Origin of the sequence: Desulfosporosinus hippei DSM 8344 (genome assembly GCF_900100785.1) — a bacterium.
GTDB classification, from domain to species: domain Bacteria; phylum Bacillota; class Desulfitobacteriia; order Desulfitobacteriales; family Desulfitobacteriaceae; genus Desulfosporosinus; species Desulfosporosinus hippei.
Window position 1 is genome coordinate 1 of sequence record NZ_FNCP01000044.1, and the last position, 22,829, is coordinate 22,829.

16 protein-coding genes and 2 pseudogenes are annotated in these 22,829 nt (G+C 35.9%); 6 read left to right on the forward strand and 12 right to left on the reverse strand.

The window, feature by feature from the left end; all coding sequences use genetic code 11:
• Nucleotides 1-602 precede the first annotated feature (602 nt).
• Nucleotides 603-4,490, forward strand: a complete 3,888-nt coding sequence (locus tag BLS16_RS21900) for a GAF domain-containing protein (protein ID WP_092335735.1) — start codon at nucleotides 603-605, stop codon at nucleotides 4,488-4,490.
• A 202-nt stretch (nucleotides 4,491-4,692) separates the two neighbouring features.
• Nucleotides 4,693-5,097 (forward strand): response regulator, encoded by a 405-nt coding sequence (locus BLS16_RS21905; protein WP_092335736.1) that lies wholly within the window; start codon nucleotides 4,693-4,695, stop codon nucleotides 5,095-5,097.
• Between the two features lie 216 nt (nucleotides 5,098-5,313).
• On the opposite strand, the gene BLS16_RS21910 is transcribed toward BLS16_RS21905, so the two are convergent.
• The 3 genes from BLS16_RS21910 to BLS16_RS21920 all read right to left on the reverse strand — a co-directional run bounded on the left by BLS16_RS21910 (nucleotide 5,314) and on the right by BLS16_RS21920 (nucleotide 8,249).
• Nucleotides 5,314-6,291, reverse strand: coding sequence for a helix-turn-helix transcriptional regulator (locus tag BLS16_RS21910; RefSeq protein ID WP_092335737.1), 978 nt, complete (start codon nucleotides 6,289-6,291; stop codon nucleotides 5,314-5,316).
• Nucleotides 6,292-6,296: 5 nt separating this feature from the next.
• Nucleotides 6,297-7,463 carry a WCX domain-containing protein gene (locus BLS16_RS21915; RefSeq protein ID WP_092335738.1) on the reverse strand — a complete coding sequence of 389 codons (1,167 nt, stop codon included), beginning with the start codon at nucleotides 7,461-7,463 and terminating at the stop codon, nucleotides 6,297-6,299.
• Between the two features lie 288 nt (nucleotides 7,464-7,751).
• On the reverse strand, nucleotides 7,752-8,249 hold the full coding sequence (locus BLS16_RS21920; RefSeq protein WP_092335739.1) for a VUT family protein: 498 nt from the start codon (nucleotides 8,247-8,249) through the stop codon (nucleotides 7,752-7,754).
• Nucleotides 8,250-8,819: 570 nt separating this feature from the next.
• Here BLS16_RS21920 and BLS16_RS21930 point away from each other — a divergent pair.
• From BLS16_RS21930 to rarD, 3 genes are all read left to right on the forward strand, one after another.
• Entirely contained in the window at nucleotides 8,820-9,392 is a 573-nt protein-coding gene (locus BLS16_RS21930) for a TetR/AcrR family transcriptional regulator (RefSeq protein WP_092335741.1), read from the forward strand.
• Nucleotides 9,393-9,442: 50 nt separating this feature from the next.
• Nucleotides 9,443-10,879 (forward strand): DHA2 family efflux MFS transporter permease subunit, encoded by a 1,437-nt coding sequence (locus BLS16_RS21935; protein ID WP_092335742.1) that lies wholly within the window; start codon nucleotides 9,443-9,445, stop codon nucleotides 10,877-10,879.
• Between the two features lie 505 nt (nucleotides 10,880-11,384).
• The gene (rarD, locus tag BLS16_RS21940) at nucleotides 11,385-12,320 is read left to right on the forward strand and encodes an EamA family transporter RarD (protein ID WP_242876400.1); all 936 of its coding nucleotides are present in this window, start codon (nucleotides 11,385-11,387) and stop codon (nucleotides 12,318-12,320) included.
• 615 nt (nucleotides 12,321-12,935) lie between these two features.
• Here the strand turns inward: rarD and drt2 are convergent.
• The 3 genes and pseudogenes from drt2 to BLS16_RS21960 all read right to left on the reverse strand — a co-directional run bounded on the left by drt2 (nucleotide 12,936) and on the right by BLS16_RS21960 (nucleotide 15,719).
• The gene (gene drt2 / locus BLS16_RS21945) at nucleotides 12,936-14,252 is read right to left on the reverse strand and encodes an antiviral reverse transcriptase Drt2 (protein WP_092335743.1); all 1,317 of its coding nucleotides are present in this window, start codon (nucleotides 14,250-14,252) and stop codon (nucleotides 12,936-12,938) included.
• A 368-nt stretch (nucleotides 14,253-14,620) separates the two neighbouring features.
• Nucleotides 14,621-14,749 (reverse strand): annotated as a pseudogene (locus BLS16_RS21955) (GMP synthase (glutamine-hydrolyzing)); the annotation flags it as partial.
• 358 nt (nucleotides 14,750-15,107) lie between these two features.
• Entirely contained in the window at nucleotides 15,108-15,719 is a 612-nt protein-coding gene (locus BLS16_RS21960) for a restriction endonuclease (RefSeq protein ID WP_092335745.1), read from the reverse strand.
• A 467-nt stretch (nucleotides 15,720-16,186) separates the two neighbouring features.
• On the opposite strand from BLS16_RS21960, the gene BLS16_RS21965 reads away from it, so the two are divergent.
• On the forward strand, nucleotides 16,187-17,353 hold the full coding sequence (locus BLS16_RS21965; RefSeq protein ID WP_092335746.1) for a hypothetical protein: 1,167 nt from the start codon (nucleotides 16,187-16,189) through the stop codon (nucleotides 17,351-17,353).
• Between the two features lie 575 nt (nucleotides 17,354-17,928).
• On the opposite strand, the gene BLS16_RS21970 is transcribed toward BLS16_RS21965, so the two are convergent.
• The 6 genes and pseudogenes from BLS16_RS21970 to BLS16_RS21995 all read right to left on the reverse strand — a co-directional run.
• The gene (locus BLS16_RS21970) at nucleotides 17,929-18,474 is read right to left on the reverse strand and encodes a hypothetical protein (RefSeq protein WP_092335747.1); all 546 of its coding nucleotides are present in this window, start codon (nucleotides 18,472-18,474) and stop codon (nucleotides 17,929-17,931) included.
• Between the two features lie 8 nt (nucleotides 18,475-18,482).
• On the reverse strand, nucleotides 18,483-19,526 hold the full coding sequence (locus BLS16_RS21975; protein ID WP_176786264.1) for a ParA family protein: 1,044 nt from the start codon (nucleotides 19,524-19,526) through the stop codon (nucleotides 18,483-18,485).
• Between the two features lie 725 nt (nucleotides 19,527-20,251).
• A complete protein-coding gene (locus BLS16_RS21980) occupies nucleotides 20,252-20,521 on the reverse strand; it encodes a hypothetical protein (RefSeq protein WP_092335749.1) in 270 nt (89 codons plus the stop codon).
• Nucleotides 20,505-20,687 carry a hypothetical protein gene (locus tag BLS16_RS21985; RefSeq protein ID WP_092335750.1) on the reverse strand — a complete coding sequence of 61 codons (183 nt, stop codon included), beginning with the start codon at nucleotides 20,685-20,687 and terminating at the stop codon, nucleotides 20,505-20,507. Before BLS16_RS21985 ends, BLS16_RS21980 begins: the two co-directional genes overlap by 17 nt.
• A gap of 249 nt (nucleotides 20,688-20,936) precedes the next feature.
• Nucleotides 20,937-21,827, reverse strand: coding sequence for a DnaA N-terminal domain-containing protein (locus BLS16_RS21990; protein WP_092335751.1), 891 nt, complete (start codon nucleotides 21,825-21,827; stop codon nucleotides 20,937-20,939).
• 238 nt (nucleotides 21,828-22,065) lie between these two features.
• Nucleotides 22,066-22,248, reverse strand: a pseudogene (locus BLS16_RS21995) (transposase domain-containing protein); the annotation flags it as partial.
• Nucleotides 22,249-22,829: the final 581 nt, after the last annotated feature.

Genomic DNA, 22,829 nt, shown 5'->3' on the forward strand with positions numbered 1-22,829 from the left:
TTAGCATTTTCAACTTGCGTTGTCAATACTTTTTTCAGTCGAGTAACACTGAGTATAAACTCTATGTACCTTTCGTTTCTATGATTCTCTTTGCCTGTTTAGGCCAGAATTTTATGTTAGCATTATCAACTCTCGTTGTCAATAACTAATTTCGAACTTGTTGTTTAAGTGTTCGGCCTGTTTCTTGGCCGGAAGTACATATTAGCATCTTCAACTTATGCTGTCAACAACTAATTTGCATCTCAAATCAATGGCTCGCTTTTTAATCTCCAAAAGAGCATAGTCGTCACTAACAAAGCCAGGCAAAAGGGTTCCAAGATTAATTCACTGTTTGATCTGGCCACACCCCTCCTGGAATCAAGCATACTTCAAGACATCCAGTATCCCTTACTTCACCCAACCTTGCAATGGCATCATTTAGAATTGGAAAACTCGGTACCTTTACATCCTGGTTAAGCTTCCTCACGGCGGTTATCTTGGTTACAAATCACATCCCGTCAATTATAGTATAAATAAACTTTAGTATGGAAATATTTTCTCAATTCTCATAGAATTAAATGATATAATCAACTGTAGTTTCACAATGAATTGAGGTGTCTAATATGAGTGCAGGCTTTAATATTGGTCAGTTGGAGGGCTTACCTTATATTTTATTAAGTAACAGTATTATTTTGGAGGCAGGAGAGAGATTTTTAGAACTTATAGTATACAGAAGGTCTGAAATTGTAAACAAGGGTATAGATTATCTTTACAGCCTCTTGCGGTTTAACGTTTATCTAGACGATATGCATGAAAACCAAAAGAGCTTTTTTATATTTACAAAATATCTTGAACCAAGAAAAGTTAAGTTAACAATACATACCGGATATGCCACCAGGACTGAGAAAATCTTTATTTTCGAGGAAGAACCTCGTTCAAGAATTGAACAAAGGTTTCCCTATATTGAACAGCAATTTAAGTACAACCTTAGCGGTTTTGCCATTTTTCAAGCTGAAGATTTTTTACTACTTAAAGCAAATCAACTCTTCTTGGATTTTCAAGGTGAGCCGTTTAATAAACCTGAAACAAGCATTGGTATGAGTTTGCATCAGATATGTATCGGTTGGTCCGGCAGCAATTCCAATGATGAATGGCAAAAAGTTGTCGATACTGGAATACCTCTGGTTAACAAGGAATTCGCTTACGAAGGATTAAATAGAGGCACTACCTATTGGGATGTAATGGTTATGCCTATATTGGAAGATGGTAAAGTTGAGTTTCTGGTTGAAACAGTTAGAGAAGTAACACAAGATGTTTTGAAAAGCAAACAAATAGAAGACCAAAATACAATAATCCAAAGGCAAAAAGATCAATGGGAAACTATACTGAACAATACGCAAGAAGCTCTATTCGTCTTTGATAAGGAAGGCAAATACATAATCATGAATAAAATTGCCAAAGAACGCTTTTCAACTTCTTTAGATAAAATTGGTGATAGTAGTAAAGTTACCAAATTTTATGATTTGAAAGGAAACAAAATTCCATTAGAAAACACACCTAATTATCGCGTAAAATGTGGAGAAGTAGTAAAAGATGAGATTTTGACCTTCAAGTTGAATGGACAGGAATTTTACTCGATTATGAGTGGAACACCTATCTTTGATAAAAACGGAGACTTTTTATATGGCGTAATCAGCAGCCGTAATATAACCGAATTAATAAAACAAAAAAAAGAGGTTGAACAGCAGAAGGAGCAACTAGATAGTCTATATGAAGCAAGCCAGAAAACCGAGCAGGCATTGAAAAATCAGAAAGAAGAATTGGAAGTAATCATTGATAACATGTCTGAAGGGTTATCAGTAGTTGATAAACACGGCAACTATATAAGAGTTAATAAGAAAGTTAAGGAGTATACACAAAAATCAACTACTCTAAAAGACACAGTAAATTGTATTGGCCAATCATTAGACATGGGTGAAAAATATTATAATGCTGCTGGCAGCCCTCTTTCCCTTGAAGATTTTCCGGCGTATAAAGTAATCAACGGTGAAAAGGTCGAAAACCAAAGGGTAATAATTAAACGTGGTAGTGGTAACACCATTTACTATGATTTTAATGCAAGTCCCATTTTTGATGATGACACAGGTGAAGTAAGGTTAGGCATCATTCACAACCGTGATGTAACGGAAAAGGTAAGAAATGAAAACATAATTAAAGAACAAAAGGAAATGCTTGAGGCCGTCATTGAAAATATGAATGACGCTATTGCTATCTTTGATGGCCAAGGTAACTGCATTTTAAGAAATGCGGAAGCTCGCAGAATGTATCCTGATTTAAGCATAGAGACTAAGTATGAGAGTATTCACGACGGCTTCGAGTGTTTTGATTTAGATAATAACATTATAGCTGCAGAAAATCTTCCGACAAGAAGAGTATTTAAAGGTGAAAGGATAAGAAATGAAAGAATAATCGTAAAATACCCTAACAAGAGCATATTTGTAGAAATTAACGCAGTTCCTGTTTTTGATGATGAAAATAACTTGACTTTAGCAGTAGTAACCCACCGTGACATTTCACAAATGATGCAATATGAAGAAAAGATAAAAGAGCAAAAAGAGTTACTTGAAGTAGAATTATCTGACACCAAACTTCTTCAAAGTGTGAGCATTGAACTTCTCCGTAAAGATAATGTTTTGACACTGTATGAGAAGATTATTGATGCCGCAATGCAAATAATGCATTCACAATATGCCAGTTTGCAGATGGTGCTTCCTGGGCAGGGTAATAGTGATAAACTTCAACTGTTGGCTTTCTGTGGATTTAAGCCCGAAGCGGCAAAGCTGTGGGAATTGTTAGACTCTAAATCTGCCTGCACCACTTGCTGTGAAGCTTTGCGTACAGGTCGTCGTATCATTGTGCCAAATGTACAGGAATGCGGTTTCATGCTTGGTACAAAGGACCAAGCCATGTATCTGCAAACAGGTATTAATGCTGTCCAGTCGACTCCCTTGCGCTCACGCAACGGAAGACTGATAGGTATGATATCTACTCACTGGAACGGTTCTCATGAGCCAACAGAACGTGAATTGAGACATCTTGATGTATTAGCACGGCAGGTAGCTGACATAATTGAGCAAAAGCAGGCTGAAGAAAAAATCAGATGGAATAAAGAAAAAGCAGAAATCCTTTATGAAGTAACTGGAAAGCTTCTGGCTAGTGACCGGCCACAGGAGATAGTCGAGGAGCTTTGTCTTCGTATTATGAAGTTTCTTAAGTGTGATACTTTTTTCAATTACCTAATTGATGAAGAAAAAATGTGTCTACATCTTAATGCCTGTGCCGGAATTCCAAAGGAGATGGCCCATGAAATTGAGTGGCTGGATTACGGTGTTGCAGTCTGTGGCTGTGTAGCAAGAGATGGATGCAGGATAGTGGCGGAGAATATTCAGTCCTCACCTGACATCAGGACTGAACTTGTAAAGTCCTTTGGAATAAGAGCATATGCTTGTCATCCCCTTATGGACCAGCAAAAGATTATTGGTACGCTTTCATTTGGTACAAAATCTAAAGATAGCTTCAACGAAGATGAACTTGCTCTTATGAAAGCGGTTGTTGACCAGGTTGCTATTTCAATGAACAGAATAAGAACAGAGGAAGTATTAAGAAACCAGCAGCAACTCATGATAAAGGTTGAAAGAGAGAAGAATGAAGCACTTGAAAAGGCAATTAAGATGAAGGATGAGTTTCTTGGAACTATCAGCCATGAGTTCAGGACTCCCTTAAATGTAATCAATGCTGCTTTACAAGTCATCGAAAATCTATATGGTGATCACTTACATGATAAGGTCAAAAAACACCTGAAAAAAATTAAAGTTAATACCTACCGACAAATGCGTTTAGTCAGTAATCTTCTGGACATCACGAGGTATAATGCCGGTCATTTAAAAATGACTTTAGAGAACCGGGATATCATCTTTATTTCCAATGCGATTATTAAATCCGTGGAGAGTATAGCCAAGGAAAAAGGAATACAATTAATATTTTCTACAGACACCGACTGCTTAGAAATGGCTATAGATGAGGAAAAATATGAACGTATTCTCTTAAACCTTTTATCAAACGCTATTAAGTTTACACCCAGAGGGAAATCAATATGGGTTAATATCTCAAGCCAAAATAAAAAGGCCGTTATAATGGTTAAAGACGAGGGCGTGGGCATCCCGAAAAATAAACAGAAGCTAATATTTGAACGTTTCGGACAGGTAGATAATTCCCTTACAAGACAAGCCGAAGGCACAGGAATCGGCCTCTCGTTAGTCAAAACATTGGTTAAAGGCATGGGCGGTAAGATCAATGTTTTTAGTGAAATAGGCAAAGGCAGTACGTTTAAAGTTATATTGCCAATTAATCAAATAAACGACAAAGGACAAGGAAAGCTAATTATTGTACCCGATGATAGCCGGGTATTAAAAGCAATTGCAATAGAGTTCTCTGATTTATACTTAGACTAAAATACAAAATTTGTTTAAAATAAGTTGCTTTTCAACAATAATCAATAAATTGCTAGGAATATTAGGTTTTCAACAGAACAATCCTGTCATTTATACCTCTTATGTAGAAAACCTTGTCTTAATCCAAAGCTTGAGAATAGGTTGTCTAATATTTATAATTACAAATGGGCAATAAACCTACAACAAAGGAGTATTTGTATTTATGAATATTAACAAAATCAATGTATTGATTGCAGACGATAATAGGGCTTTTAATGAATTGTTGTGTGAGTACCTTGACTGTCAAAATGAAATTATTGTAGTAGGTACTGCGTTCAATGGTCTTGATGCAGTTGACTTAATCATAAAGGAAGAACCTGACGTTGTTGTGCTTGATATAATTATGCCTAAACTTGACGGGGTTGGCGTTATTAATAAAATAAATTCTGCAAAAATAAATAGAAAGCCACAATTTATCATGCTATCAGCCATGGGAGATGAAAATATTACTCAACAAGCACTTGATTTAGGGGCAAAATATTTCATACAAAAACCTTTCGATATGGATACCCTGGTTAATAAAATTCTTGAACTATTATATGACAAGCAATTAGAAGTAAGCGCATAGCACTATTCCTAAATCTGACATTGAAAGAAAAAGAATGGATCTGCTCGCAAAGGCATGAACTGAATGCTCCCGAAAGATCCATTTTTCTTTATTGATTTGGCTCAATTATACCCGCTACCCGCCTGACAATTAATTTACAGCCGTATTCATCTCCTCGTTTTGCTCTACATGATCATTTATGTAAAGTATAAAAACACGGAGACGAAAATTTGTAATTTACTTATAGTTTCCTAATGCAGCTTTAACCCTGGCGAGAATTTCATTTCTCAAGTCCGGGGGTTCCAATACTGCTGCAGTTGAGCCAAAACCAAGAATCCAGACAGAAAACTCATTTCTTCCTATAACAGTATCCTCATATAACAGGCTTGTGCCGTCATTTTCAACCGTTAATTTACACTGACGATGGGCCACATCCTTACGCACTTTGTTAAAGGTTTGAGACCTGTTGAGGAATCGAACTTTAACTTTAAAGGGCTCACCAAATTCTATCCCCCAGCGAGGAGCTAACTCGTCTTTAAGAGAAAAATCCGCAGGATGAATGAACGATTTAGAAAGTTCCTCGATGTCGTTAATTTTACTCACATTAAAGGTCTTGATAAGGCTGTCATTGACCGCCGCAAGATACCACTGCCTTAAGCGGGAATAATACACTAGACCCAAGGGGGCTGCTGTCATGGGAAGAGAATTATAAGTAAAGCCGATTTGCAGATGCTTAGAAATCGCCTGTTCGAGCAAAATTAATACCTCACTGACGACCTCGGCAGCGGTCGTCATATTTCCTTTAACATAGCGGAATGTTCCCTGGCTATCTAAATCAAGGCTGTGGAGAATCTTTTGCCTTAAGGAGAGAAGCTTGGGACGCTTTTCCTCGCCGTCGACCGAGCTTAGAATCTGTAGGGCTTCACCTACCGTCAAATGAAGAGGACTATGTTTTCTGTTATAGGTATCCAAATAAAACTTGGTCTCTGGAGCAACTTCACCGTCTATGTCATCCAGATAGTCATCAGGCCCGCTGTTCTCGTCTTGATCTGTATAAAGAGGAATATGATTCGCCGCAGCCAGCATGATAGTTTCTAAATCGTTTTTAATCATTGCCCAGGGCACGGCACAGGCCTCAGCAATTTTTTGTCCGGTAATACCGGGCTCAGCCTCGATCAAAGCAAGAATTCTTTCCATGTGTAGATGGGGGTCCATTTTAATCACCCTCCATAATTTTCAATTATCTGCTCCAGATCTTTGATCACTGCTTCACGCAATTCAAGTGGTTCGAGAACTTCTGCTCCTTGACCAAAGCTTCTCAACCAGACAGCCAATTCCCCCAGCCCGTCCACCATATCTTCCATAATCATTCCATCATTATCTTCTCGTAAAACACAGGTTTCCCGGAAACTAAGTTCTGCCTTAACTCGGTTAATGGTTGAATAGTAATTATGAAAGCGGATGACTACTTTTGCTGGTTTTCCGCTTCGGTAAACTCCCCAAGAGTACTTGTACCACTCCACTAAATCAAAACCCATCGGTCTTGAAAAATTTCCGCCTAGTTCTTTGATCGTAAGAATCTTATCAACGGCGTAAGTTTTTATGTTTCCTTCCTGACCATTATCTTGGGCAGCTAAATACCAGTTATCTAACCCCCAATGATACATAATACCGAGAGGATTTAGTTCCAACTCGGATACTTCGCCCTCTTTTTTACGATAAAGTATCAAGATTCTTTTACAAGACCGGGCACATTCCTCTAACCGCTGACAGAAATGGCTACGCCTTAAATCTTCGATGGGCCTGCGACCATGAACAATAACCGTATCCTGATCATTTTTCGGTATGTTTAAAGAAATATGAAGCTTGGCTGTTAACGATTTAGCTTCATCCTTAAGAGGGGACATCTCTTGCTGCACAGCCATGTGTTCAAATAATAAGCTCTTCTCCCCTGTGTCTAATTGGATAGGCGGGATTACGAAGTTGGCGTTAAATGCATAGTTCCCTTGACTATTACTTATAAGCTGTCTTTGTAGCAGCTCTTTTAGATCTCGACCTATTGTTTTCTCATTTTTATGGTCATTAAAGCGGGAGTAAATCTCCGTCACCTTTACCCCATTTGGATAGGCGCTGATAAATCGCAGAATTTCCATTTGCCGGAGAGTTGCCTCTTTGATATTAAAACCATCCCAACCAGTTTGATGCAAAAAGATGCGTCCTTGACTATCATAGGTAAAAATACACCCTCGTCTTTCCATCTCCGTTAAATTACGATTTAAAGTGATTTGACTAACCCCCAAGAAATCTGCCAAGGTTTTAACGGTATACTCCCACGGTGCAAAGGCCAGAGTCTTAATCAATTTATATTGAAGATCAGCCTTACCCATTTTGTCACCTCAATTTGTAGTTTAGAGTAATTGTTCTACCTCTGGTAGTCTTTTCCTGCATAATAAACTTTAAACTTACAAACTGAATAAAGAAACCTCTACTTAATGCCGAGTCTTGGCGAGAGTACACGCAGCTGGTGAACTCTTCAAGCGCCGTGATGCCCTTCCTCCGCTCGCCCTATGCTTGGTTGCAACCGAAATTTGAGTTAGTATAAAAAAAGAGAATAGGAGTTCAATTATGCTCACTACTCTCTTTTTTGCTGTTGCAGCTGTAATAGGATTATAGGCTTAATTCGAGGAGATCCTTTTCTTCCCTTTGAATAGGACAAGAGACCATAAATACCCGCCGAATACCTTTGCTACAAATTGGCCTAATACAATCCAAGGTATGAAACTGCCAAAGGCAATAGTTGGAAAGGCAATTGAATCAACAGCGGATGATACAACGTTAGAACCATTGACTTTTAAGAAACGCGAGTGATTCTTTAATAATTGATAAACTACTGTATCGGTGAAGCCTGTTAACAGGAAAGCAATCAAAGATGCTATAGCAATTCGCCCCGCCCCTTGATTTAATACAAAAGAGATTATAGCACCTGTAGATATCAAAAGTGCCATCTTTAACCAAAGATTCTTATGATTCCACCGCTCGTGCAATGCGTCCCTAGAAACGAGATCAAAGGCGATTAATAAAAAGGCATTTATGGGGGTAGAGACAGGGCCAAAATAAGCAACCGATAAATTTGCTAAAACATTAGCTGTTAAATAAGCTAGAACCATAAACATATATTAAACACTCTCCCTCAAATCATTCATTAATTTGTTCAGCTTAGAAGTCCATAACTAGAAAAAGTCCCTTGAATGAATTCAGGAACCTCTTCTAGTTATGGACAAAGTAATCAAAATTCATAATATCCTTTAAGTCTATTTATTTCAATAAGTTACTTCATTATAACTCGAAAATTATTATGATAGAAATAGATTCTCTTCAATCGGCTGATAAGCAGAACGGATCCCTTTTTTGAGTAAGGCAAGAACCTCTTAAATGTAATATTAATAAATACTTCATATAAATTCATTCGATCGAGTTTGAGGTTCGAATCATTAAAAACCTTACTCGGAAAGTCCTTCATACTGATTAACATGCGAAGAAAGGTTCGTTTCATATCCCCCTCTTCTCCCCCATTCTTCCCCTCGCTTCAATTCACTAACCTTTTGTGACAATTATCAAATATATACCGGTAAGGTGTCTTTTTGTCCTCTTATTGAAATTCCGGTGGTAAGCATTGACAGAACCAATATTTAGCTCTATCTTAATAATAGACCGGTTGTTATAATTAAGGAGTGCAATTGACAATGTTAAATAAAAACAAATCTAAAGATGTTCTAATTAAAGTTGCTTCTCGACTTTTCCGAATACGTGGTTATGATGGTGTGGGACTTAATGACATTATTGAGGAAAGCGGTATCCCCAAGGGCTCGTTATATCACTATTTTCCAAAAGGTAAAGAGCAACTAGCCATTGAGGCAATTAACCATACCAAAGAAGATGTTACAAGCCAAATTCAAGAGATATTTAATCGATTTGCAGATCCAACTGAAGCATTTCAATCCCACATACTTGAGTTGGCCGAGAATTTTATGGGAAATTTTGATCCTTTAGGCATGCCGATCGGAACGATAGCCGGTGAAAAGTATTCGACAAGTGAGCCTATAAGAATTGCTTGTCAATCAGCTTTCGAGAGTTGGCAAGCTGTATATATCACAAAATTACTTGCATCAGGATATAGTGAAAAGCAGTCAAAGGATTTGAGTATCGTCATTAACGCTATGGTAGAAGGTGGTATTCTGTTATCGTTAACAACAAAAACTGTTAAACCCCTTCAAGTCATTGCCGAACAGATACCATTATTCTTACTTAAAAAATAAGCCTAAGATTATGCACTTAATTCGATTCAGTTTTAGGAGGAATTTTACTCATGTCAACAACGGTAGTACAACCGCAGAATCTACCCATCCGAACAACCCCTATCTTGATATCCTTTTTAATGGCAGGGTTTATCGGATTATTTAATGAGACCGCCTTGAATATGGCACTTGGAGATTTAATTCAGGTATTTAACGTTAGTTCTCCAACGGTTCAATGGCTGACAACGGGTTATCTCTTGACCCTGGGGATATTAGTTCCGGTTTCTGGTCTCTTGATGCAGTGGTTCAATACTCGGGAATTATTTATTTTCTCCTTGGTGTTTTCGATCATCGGGACGACCATCGCGGCGCTAGCGCCAAGTTTCAGCGTCTTACTGCTAGCCCGTGTTATTCAGGCCATAGGAACTGGTTTATTATTGCCGCTTATGTTTAATACTGTTCTGTTGATTTTCCCGGTTCATAAACGAGGCGCAACCATGGGGCTCATGGGGTTAGTCATCATGTTTGCTCCAGCTATTGGACCGACAATTTCAGGCTTAATTATCGAGCATCTCAACTGGCATTGGATCTTCTGGGTCTGTTTACCTTTTTTTACTCTCTCTTTACTCTCAGGCATAATTTATATGCAAAATGTTTCTACAATTACTAAACCTAAAATTGATGTTCTATCGATTATTTTGTCCACCCTTGGTTTTGGCGGAATCGTTTATGGCTTTAGTAGCGCCGGTGAAAATGGGTGGGGAAGCACGATCGTCATGTCTACAATTGCCGTTGGCCTTATAGCGCTAGCTTTGTTCTCACTTAGACAACTAAAAATGAACAAACCGATGATTGATTTGAAGATACTAAAGTATCCTATGTTTACTTTAGGGCTGTTAGCCGTATTCCTTACCTTTATGGTCATCTTGTCTTCTATGATTCTTTTACCCTTATACTTACAAGCAGGACTCGGATTAGCTGCGTTTTCGGCCGGACTTGTCCTTTTACCAGGTGGCGTATTCAATGGTCTTATGTCTCCCGTAACAGGTCGCCTGTTTGATAAATATGGACCAAGATGGCTCGTTCTTCCTGGATTTATTATAATGATTGTCATGCTATGGCTTTTATCCAATGTCACCACCGAAACATCGATTATAAGAGTGATTTTTATGCACTCATTGCTTATGCTTGGTGTGTCTATGGTGATGATGCCTGCTCAGACCAACGGGCTAAATCAACTACCCAAAAACCTGTATCCAGACGGAACTGCGTTGATGAATACGTTACAACAAGTATCTGGAGCGATCGGTACCTCTGTCGCTATTACAATCATGTCAGCCTCCCAAAGTACTTACATGAAGAGTGTTACAAATCCATCGGATCCCTCGAAAGTTGGAGCTTCATTAACTGCCGGTGTTCAAGATGCCTTTATCTTTGGTCTAATAATTGCAATTATCGGTCTGATGATCTCGTTCTTTATTAAATCCACCAGAGTTAAAGAACTTTAGCTATTTGCACAGATACGATAGTGAAACACAAATACTCCGCTCAAGTGATGTGCGTATGACAAGACATCACTTAGCGGAGTATTTTCAATGGGTACAACTGCTATACCCCGGGGTATCAGAGCTGAAGCATGACTTTGCATCCCGTATCATAGAATCATGTACTGGAATTAACCATAGTGATCGCCCAATAAGTTCTGAAGTAAAGTAGACGAAAATTGCACTAGCCCCTATGACCTTGAAGGAATTTCAAGGGATGTTAGTAGCAAGGGCTTCAGGCATCGGTCATATCGGTGCCTTTTCTTATTTTGTTATGCTTATTACCGGAACTAATATTAGCACTTTTCCACTCACGTTTAAGTACACAATGTCCCGCCGAGTATAGATATTTTTACGGTCCTAGGAGGATTTTGAGAATAACTGTGGAAGAGTTTAAAGTTTATTATCTGGATATACCATATCAAAAAAATTATCATTTCAAAACAAATTGAGGATTGGGGATATCTAATTGCTTAATCGACTGATGAAGGCTTTAAGTGGAAAATCTCAAAGTCAGGGAATTGTCTATGCCATTTTGTCTTATGTGTTATGGGGGGTTCTTCCGTTATATTGGAAAGCCTTAAGGCAAATTAATGCGGATGAAATACTTGCTTCTCGAATTGTATGGTCCTTTGCATTTCTCTTGCTCATCATCCTAATTATTGGAGGCTTAAGGAACCTTAAACAGGTTATTTCAACTCCAAAAACCTTACTGGGGGTCTTTTTGGGCTCGCTCTTAATCAGCGCTAATTGGTTTATATATATCTGGGCGGTGAATTGTAATCATGTCATCGAAACAAGTTTAGGTTATTATATCAATCCGCTACTTACTGTGCTGTTAGGGGTCACCGTTTTAAAAGAAAGAATCGATCGCTGGCAGATTACCTCATTATTATTAGCCTTGTTAGGTGTGCTGATCATTACGTTTCAATATGGACAAATCCCCTGGGTAGCTCTGTCCCTGGCAGTTACCTTTGGCCTCTATGGATTGGTTAAGAAGCTGTCGAATCTCTCCTCCATCATTGGCCTTACCTTGGAAACAATGATGATTACGCCCTTCGCTTTAGGCTACATGATTTATAAACAAGTCGATGGCACAAGTTCATTAAGCGCTCTGCCGCTGAATATCTGGATCTTAGTGGTTTTGACCGGAGTTATCACGGCCACACCTCTTTTATTATTTGCCCAGAGTGCCAAATGTGTCCCCTTATCAACCCTGGGATTCATCCAATATGTGTCTCCTAGCATAGGCCTATTACTAGGTATTTTCTTATTTAAAGAACCCTTCACGAGGGTAGACCTTATAAGTTTTGGTTTAATCTGGTTGGCTTTAGGAACATACTCTTTTACAAGGAAGGAATTTATTAACTCCCTGCATAAGAAGCGTCTCATTAGGTTTTCATGAATGTTCCCCGATAAAACAAATTGATTCCACTCAGAATAACTCTCAACGTTTCTGAGTTCCTCTTTTTTAAAAAAGCACGAACCTCATAAGACCATATATACTTCTGAAATTCAAGCGGTAAAGTGAATAGGCCAAGTGATAGGCCTTGCTCTCATACCAAGCACAAACAAATTTGCGAAGAATTCTTGACTGTACCCAAAGCTGCTTACCTCCCCCGACAGTGAAGGCCATTCAGATTCGTCACTGGTGACGAATCTGAATGGCCTTATATCAAAATTATAGCGGTATTTTGGGATGTTTTGTATTCGCCCCCCAAAAAACAATACCGCAAAGCCTTGCCTGATGCAGGTTTGCGGTTATACTATCTATTTAATTGGTCGGAGCGACACGATTTGAACGTGCGACCTCTACCACCCCAAGGTGAACTTAACGTCATATACCCCTAGATTATCTTCAATCAAGGAGTTCATAGTTAGTACCACTTATCAGTCAGTACGATTAAATAAATTGTAAACTAGTGTGTAATTCCCGTCAAGTGGCTTTTAGACTGTATAGTTTTAACACTTCACTTACCCACACTTTGTTAACATTTGTGAGTAAAAAATGTTAATAATCCTATTTGACAAAATTTAATCTTCGTCTAATTTTCTGCATATGATTCTTTGTAGCTCTATTTATTGCTTCATTTTTTCCAAATATGATTTCAGCCCTTCTAACATACGAGATAAAATTGCCTTTTCCAACATTAGCACCTTTAATAGAGTATTTTTCATAAATATTATTACAACTAATTTTATGACCATATTTGCTACGCCCATGATTTTTTTCTACGGTCTTTAGCTTTCGATACATCCTATAATAATATTTTGATATAGTTTTATCTCTAATTGCAACAAGACTTCCATCAAATGTGAAACCTAAGTAATTCAAAAAATTTTTACCATTTTCAATACCTTCCAATACAAGATTATTACAATTAATTATTGAATTATCTTTAAATCTAAATACCTGACTTTTATCTGGTTGTAAATTCAATTTTGGGGTTGATTTAATAATATTGTTAATAATAGAAAAGTGTTCTTTGAAAACATCCTTACTACTTTTAGGCAATACAATTAAAAAATCATCACAATATCGCATATACAAACCATCTCTATGGCATATAAAATCATTTAAAATCTTATCAAATTCCAACATATAGATATTTGATAAAACAGCACTTATAGGTGAACCTTGAGGTATGCCATGTTTTTGATCATTTTTTTTAACATTCAACTTTTTATACTTCTTGAATTGGTCTAAAGACAATGCTCTCTCTAATTTATTTAGCTTTTTAATTCCATCATTGCTTTCAGGTAATCCATTTATGTCCAATATGCTTTTCAAATCCCATGTAGAAAATTTGGTTATATTTTTATATACAGCATAATAATCTGAAGGAAGTTCTACTATTTCTAATAAATCAACTAACATTTTCTTCAAATACTTATGATCTAAGTTGTCGAAGAATTTTGTAAAGTCACCAATTATGATAAAGCAACTCTCTTTTTCTCTTATATAATCTATTGCCTGCTTTGCGAAATGAATATTATTTTTTCCTAAATTATCTCTATAAGCAATAGCCGATTTCCCTATACCATCTTGTTCAACCCTCAAATTATATAACTGATTAAGTTTATACCCATACAATTGAAATATACATCTATCAATATGTGCGGAATAGCATAGTTCACGCTCCTTCGTCACTAATCCTTTATTTTTAGTATATTTATTAAATGTCTGTATATAGTGTATAAACGGATAGAAACTATGTTTTTCTATGTTCTTTGGATTATTAATATAACTCCATACATCCCCTAATGAAATTCTGTTATCAAAATGTGCATAATTCCTTCTGTTATTATTTTTTGCTTTCCATTGCTTAATATCCACTTCTTTTCTCCTCAAAAAGCGTAATACCCATCAACAGGGGGGGTAGCATCCCTTAGTTGACAGGTATAACTCAAACTGGTATTCATTTACTGCAATTAAATTGTGTCGTGAATCCAACTACCCAAATTCGCCTAATAGTAAACTATGTGATAATAGTTATGGAGGCTGGTTCTATCGATATGATTACTTTATATCTTGCGATACTGATCATACTCAATGAACTCTGTTCAACACTTGAGAGACACTTAGATGTGATAATTATCTCAAAGCAGTTGACAACAATCTCCGACCCTCATGTCCAATTACATGAGGCAAATTTTATCATATCTCCTTTTATTACAACCGTCAATAATCTTTTGAATATTGTTTTATTTTAGACATGAAATATTCTTACCTAAAGGTTTCGACGTAATGTCATAAACGCCACGGTTAACACCTTTTACTTCGTTAACAATCCTTGAGGATATGTTATGCAGTAGCTCATAGGGGAGTCTGGCATTAAAAAGAAGCGTTAGTGGTTTAGAATTTTGCATGATTAACGGTTTAGATGACTCAACTTGCACTCTTATTATAATGTATAGAAATACAGATTCCAACAATAACCTCCTATAGAGAGGTAGCTAAATATTCATATTGGTCATGTGACAAATAAAATACAGTCCATTAGATGATATGGAATTTTAAAGAGAAATTAGTACGACACCCTATTTTGTAGCTACCCATCTCACCAATAACTGATTCATGATTTGGACATAATTTCCGCAACAACTATCGATATATTATAAAACTTGTGGGGATTACGTCATATCTTTTTAACAATGAAGGTTTATGACCCAACCTCATTACCCTGTTAAATTAAGTAATATCCATAATTAGTTCCGATTCAGATTTCTTCTTGGGGCTACATAACATACTTATCAGTTTATCCCTTTCCCATAGTTCAACTTTATTCTTTAATGCAAGTTGTTCCGCTTGGCGTGTAAAACTTTGATTGGTAACGACTATAGCGTGACATGCGTTATAGTATGCCATTGAACCTATAACCTCTTGTATTGCTTTTAAGCCCACAGGTTTATTGTATCTTTTAGCTTGTACAACCGTTCGCATCCCTTTATATTTATCTATTATCAAATCAGCACCGAAATCGTTAATTGGAGTTCGTTTAACTTTGTATCCTAAGTCACTTAATAAAATTTCTAATCGTTCCTCAAATTCAATCCCTTCCATTCCATCAATGGTGTTAATTCCTGATTTCCTTATGACTTGTTTTTTTGACCACTTTTCATAAAGATAAATGGTAAAAATCAAACTAGCAAAGATTAAAATTTGCCAAAAGTAGTTTATCAATGCTCCAACAAATATAACACCCATTACTATAAGAAACTCATGACCTTTTTTACTATTAAACCTAACTCCATATCTCTTTCTAGTTCTATTAAAAGTTCTAAAGTTATATCTACGAGACATCTTATCACCATCCTAGTTAATCGACCATCAATTATTTGTTATTACCTTTTGATTGGATTTTATACGGTAGATTTTAGACAGGGTTTATTCCCAACAAAAAAGACACCAATATAGGTGTCTTTTTCTATATATTTTTTATTAACTCTATCTTAACAAAAATTCAAAAATGGAAATCAATAGCAATCCTAAGAATGGTTAAGAAATATTCAAATAAATATGATAAATTAAACGAAAATAACCAACTACAGCCTTTTTAAGCAATTGGAAAATTTAAGTAGAAATAGTATACTTAAATTTGGAAAACCTTTACTTTAAAAAGGGCAGGTGGTTCAAATGAAAGTATTATAAGGTTAAGCCAATCTGCCAATTGGTTTAACTATATAATGTCCTTTACTATATATGTTTATTCACCAAAAAATCGATAATTCCTGCTTTGGACCAAAATAATTTTAGGAGGATTCTGCATTATGCGATTAAGACATATAAAATTAACCTCCCCTCTCGATGGACTAGCAAAACTTAGGGATTTAAAACATCTAATTAGAGAGCGAGATATTGATAAGGCTATTTTGGATAAATTCCCCTTGACTAGCTTTGGTAGTCTGAGTGACGATTTAACTATAAGAGGGTCGCAAAATCTATTAGATGCTTTTAACTCAATAAACGATGAAAAAATTGACATACTTACAAAGCTCGGAGAAGTCACTCTTATAGGCTTTGATGACAAAAATGAAGTGATTTTACTTTTCGGTGATGACATAACTGCACGTGGTTGCTATGAGTTTACCTTTGAATTCTTTGAGGAACTTTTTGATATGGGAAAGTATTCAAGATTCTGCTTACAAAATGATTTACACGATTTAGTAAGAACCAATTTTGACGAACTATCTTTGAAAATGAAAGATGAATATCGCCAGTACAGAATCATAAGAATAAACGAAGACTATCTACTTAGGGGTCTAACGTCGAGCAAGTATAATAATTATGACAACCATTTGGCACTCTATCTTACACTCCTAGCCTTGCATAAGTATACCGTTCAAACAGAGATTGAATTTAGAGTAGAATCCGCAGATATTAGTGATTCTTCTATTCGAGTATTCTTCGAGCAAACCAAGCCAATTATAATTGATGAGGTGGGGTTGGTTTACTTTGGTGTAGTACTTTCGAATGGTGAAATACGCGACAGAAAGTTCAGTCTCGAATTAAGGTATAAGGTCGTAGACCCAAATGATGAAGAAAAATCATTTGCAGGTATACTTACTGATTCGGTATTCAGCATCAACCATATAACAAAACCCGACAATATAGAGCATCGGATCAACGGTATGTTAAAAATAAGTCAATTACAAAATAGTATGTTAGAATATATTAGTTCGCTAAAAAATAGCAAAACCCTATCAGCAGATGTATTGTATAAGCTTATAGAAAACATAACAACTTCAAGGAATAATTTTGATACAATTACAAGGAATAATATTAAGGATTTATACGACAAGCATCTTATCAATAATACTTTAACTATCTTAGAAGTATTTAATAAAGTGCAATATGTTATAACAGATGTAGACGAAAAAATTTGCCTTGAACGAATTTACCATGAACTTCTTATGGATATAGCCAAAGGTATATAATTCAAATCCATACGACCACCTCTTAGAGGTGGTTTTTTAATCCCTGAATTTTAGTCCAATGTGGTAATTGTTCAGTTGCACCCTCTTTTATGTGGTATTAGTCTTTAAGGCATTTGTTTAATATCCCCTTCCCTACATAAGGGGAAATCCTTCCCTCTTAATAATCAATCTGTTTTTTCCTATTCCTTTTGTAATGGTCTAGCCACATACAGCAACGATCAATCGATGGCTAACTCACAGATTTATTTGTGGTATCTTCAGGAACTTATGGTTGCACTTAGGTGTTGTTCTTCCTTTTTTACATAGCATACTGATCAATTTATCTCTCTCCCAAAGTTCTACTTAATTCTTTGACGCAAGTTGTTTGCTTGACGGTATAATTTGATTGGTAACGACAACTATCTGAACTGCATCGTAATATGCCATTGACCTGTAACCATATGTATCGCTTTTATCCTATATTATTGCCTTTTATCGCATTAAAATGCGGATCGGATAGATACGCCTTTTATTATGATAGTGGTTTACCCAATAAAAAGACACCCATCACAGATGTCTTTTATTGTTATATTCAACTAAGTTTCAAAATTATTTTTATCTAGGCTTCTAGAATAGTTATACTGATAAGCTGTGTTTGTTATTATATCGAAAATCTCTTTCTTTTTTTTCTTACTTGTTATTCTTATATTGAAAAAAAAGTAAAGTAAAAATCTTAATTCAGATATTGTCCAATCGGAAGGGGCTATGCTATATAAAGCATTATATAAATCATTAACATTTGAGTTGACTATGTTCGCCACTTTTGGATAAGTAACTATAAATCGATCAATATTTCTTTGTTCCTCTTCTGTTAATAATTCCTTGCTTTTCCCCCTATTCAGTAGTTTTGCTAATTCTATGAAATCACTCTCTGAATATTTAATCGCTTTTTCTTTAATTTCCTTTTTTGGTTTTTTACTTTTTTCTATAAGAGTGGGTATTCTTTTTATCTCAAGTTCAGCCAATGGCTGAAGGGCTTCTATTAAACAATTTAGCACTTCAATATTTCTTTTCTTCGCATCAGTTTTAGTCATAAGCTCCATAAATATCTTTAATAATTCTATAGCATCTGCCGCTTTCATTTTTCCTCCTACAGCCATTCAGACATTTTTTTCTTTGCACCTTTTTCGTCAATGGAAACCCCTACTCTTAATAGCATTTCCAAAATTAGCTTGCCATAACACAAATGTGGTGAATATAAATCCTTTTGTACATCGACCGAAAAAACCGTAAGACCACGTCCTGTAGCCCTAGCAGTATCAATATGATGGTATACAATTTGAGAGAAAAGTTTCCCTTTAAATGTAGGGAGAGATGCTAATGCAGACCTAGAACTATCTGTATCCGAACCTGTTTTCTTTAAGGTTTCAAAAACTCCTAATAGTTCAGGATTTGGCTTTTTAAAGTAATTAAGATAATCAATTTGGTTCTCTTCTATTAGATTTCTGTAACTCCTATCAATTTGTCCAAAAATAGTGTTCTTAATTAAGCTATGTAAATGAGCGATTCCATTTGAACTCATATCATCCATAATGGTTGGGATCAGATAATAATCCGATACAATTAAGGCATTTTGTGTTATTAAGTTATTTGCAGGGGGGCAATCAAAAATAATAAAATCGTATTTTTGTTGAAGTCTAGAGTCAGTAAAGAATTTTGCGATTAAGGAAAGTTGACTCAACCGAGTTTCATGCCCGACATATTGCATTGCCATTTCAATTTCCAAATCGTCTAAGCCCTTTAAATACGTCTTGTCCGTTGGGTCGAACATCGTGGCAGAAATGAAATCCAAGTTTTCTAATTTACTTATTTCACCTTGGTAAAAGTTTTTAAATATGAGTTTATCTAGGTCAATATCAGGCTTCATTCCTAATGTTTGTTGCTTCAAATAACCTCGTAGTACATTGTTTATGGTTACATCTACACTAAGGTCTTCAATTTTTAATTCTTTCTGTTGAAGCCTTGAATAAGCCTTTAAGCACACATTAGTTAGCGAACATTGAGGGTCTAAATCAATCATTAACACCTTAAATCCACCTAGATATGCCAAACCTGCTCCAATATTAAAGGTACTAGTTGTTTTGCCGACTCCGCCTTTATAGTTAATAACCGATATGACAATTGCATTTTCCAAGACAATTCCTCCTCACCGACGGGATATTTTTCCACTATCCTGCGTATTCTCCACTCATATCATATTTTCCTTTATTGTTTTAAAACTGTCCTAGAAGGTTATAAAAAAACACAACATTTTTTGTTTGCCAATAAATGTTATCGGTGTTCATTATCGGTTTTGTATTCATTTAGGGGATTTAAGTGTTCTTAGGAAACACAATTAGCCCCACTACCTCGTCTTTCTTTTCCCCATGAGAGCGTTAAAGCATCAATAACTTGCCGATGGATGCTTATGTACTACGCAGGTTATAGCTTGTCACACTTTATCTAATTGTTGTAAAATACCGCCCACCTCCCTTGAAATGACCCATTTACCCACTCTCTGTTTGAATTTTTGCTAGTGTTTTCACAGACTTAGATGTGTTATTGATGTTTAGCCTGATTTATAAAAAAGAAGAGGCAAGGAAATTCCTGCACTCTTCTCTTTATTTACACTCTCTGCACAATGCCTCATAATTTTTCTCATATCTGTAGAAACTGGCTTAGTCCTGCCTAACTGCTTCATACATTCAAAAGGTTTTACAGTTCCTGCTTCAACTTCCTTGTATCGTCAAACTTTACATCACTCTTTTTATTTAAGAACAAAGAAGAGCGGAGAATTCTCCCTCTAAATTTTCATTGATTTTTCTTTATAAATTCAATTATAAAAATTCCATATTTTGTTCTAATGTTGCCGTTTATAACTTAAAGCTTTCTACGTAGTTTATTCCTTAATAGTTCTTTCAACTTTTCTTCATCTTCAAAAGGAATATCTTCATATTTCATACCAAGTAACTTAGTGAAATGTTTAATAATCAACTCGTTGAGAACCTCACTTAGATCACGACCTGTTTTATTAGCTACATCAAGTAGCAATTGAACTGCATCACTATCTTCTGGCAACATGAATGATGGAAAATCTTCACCCTCTACTGTGAAAGGTATGAATTTACGTGGCTCACTTTTCATTTTCAACCATAATCCTCCTTTTAAAAGCAATGTTGTAGGTGGATGATCCAAGTTCTTTTAAACCATTCGGGACACCCTTGCTAGTGTCAGCTTTAATAGTAACATTGACAGTACAGTCCTCATTAACTTTTCTTTCGATTTCTCCTGTGATAGTTATTTTTGCTTTTGCCATAAGTAAAATCGCTCTCTAAATATGGTAGTTAAACATGGACAAGCTTCATCTGCTCTTAATTGCTTTTGCAATATATAATCCAGTCCTTATTTAATTAATTATCACCACCCATAAGCCCTTGGCAATAACAGGATCGCTTGATTAGAATACATATCAAGCGAGCATCCCGCCCCTGAACAGTATACTCTCATTTAAGTTATTGACTTGATCAATGAAGATATACTTATCTATTTTACGAGCCTTCTTTTCTCAGTCATTAGGATTTTCATCAAATACCCAATCCAATTTGTCTACATATAACTCAAGAACCGTACCATCGGTAAAAACAATATCAAAGCCCGAATTTGAATTTTTATTGGCAACAATATGATCAATGGTTTTGCCTTGAATTTTCTTTATAAGTTCTTGGTGCTTATTTATATCGGATTCATCATCCTGATTGCCATGGACTCGAATACAAACTTCCATTATTGAAGGTTCGATGGATTGTATTACCTGTAATATTTGCTTCTTATAACGACTTTCGATCCAGTCTATTACAAATCGGTTAGGACAATTCAATAATAATTGATTACCATCTACACTTGGAACTAATGGGGCGATCCAAGTGTGATAGGATTCAGTTGAATAAAGTGACTGGAGTTGAATTAAAGCCTTTTTCCATATAATTCCAACAGAATTTGTTGACTCCTTACTATTGCTGTGATCCGTGTCCATTTGAGTCTGCTCAATGATTTCGTTATTATCTATGGTCAACTCACTAATTTCTTCTTCATTGAGACTTGTAAGCTCCAAAGTATTCTCTACAAAGATGATTAATTTCTTAACACGTTCTGTATCACCACTAATTACATACATAATACTCAAGTTTTTCGAGTGCCGTAATAATCTAATATTGATAATGATAGAATCGTAATTAAATCCTATTGAATTAAGTGGAGGAACAACTTCACATATATTCTCTAAATCGTCAGGGGAGACTATTGTACTTGTTTCAAATCCATCGTCATTGTAGGTTAAATGAATGCAAGGAACAGATGGTAACATATTATCGAATTGAGCAAGATTAAAAGCAAACTGCTTGATGTGACCTTTTGGAAAGACTTTGTTCTCATAATCACGTATAACTTCTGTTCTCATCAATAATTCAGCCTCCGAGTTGAATGTTTTAGAATGTTATATGAATATATTCTACTCAATATATAAATACCCTTTTTTTTACATAATTGTTTATTTTAGTATTTTAATACTAAGTTTAAAATTATATGATTATTATTGTTTAGGATTATATTTCTTTATACAATTGACTAGTTTCGTTTATTTTAACGTAAGCGTCAAATAAGTCTGTGGATAGAAAAAGGGCAAAAACCAGTATAAACTAAGTTTTTGCCCTATTTAAAACAGCCTGTACGTCTGGACTCCACGGCAGATAATCTTCAAGAAATTCCGGGTATTGACCAAACTGCACACGGGGTAACTCTCTGAAAATGAAACAAAGATATTTATAGGGATTCAGACCATTGGCCTTAGCACTTTCAATCATGCTGTAAACAGCGACAGTCTGTCCACTGCTCCGGCATTCACGGACAATCTCAGTCCAATGATTTAATCGGTAGTTACGGGTTGCTTCTCTGGTATCCAACTCTAAACCTCCTTTGCAGTTTTTCCACTAACTCGAAAAACTGCAAAACTCTAATTTAGAGTATTGTTTCATAGTTTCAAATAGGTTTCTACACACTGTCTTATTGGACGCTTACGTTTTAATGATTGTTTTATAGGTATTTAGTGCATAATACCTAACTCTACTCTGTACACTAGAAAGCACACTCGTATTGTAGCTAGTGTACAAGTGTTTGAGGGCAAGAAAAAAGAAGGGGTGATTCACCCTTCTTTAATATGTATTCAGTCTTATCCATTCTGCTCGGCTACTGTATTACTTTCACCTTGATTCATCTAGTTTACAAGTCCAATTTTGCACAATAGACCATCTTGATTTAGCAATTCTTGCATTACGTACTCGTCAAGTTCATGCTCAACTAGAAACATGTGTAAGCGGTCAAGTAAAATGACCGTTTTTTGGACACAAATTGATCGGTTTTTTGACCGCCTTCATCTCTAAATCTTTAGGGGTGGATTACAAAA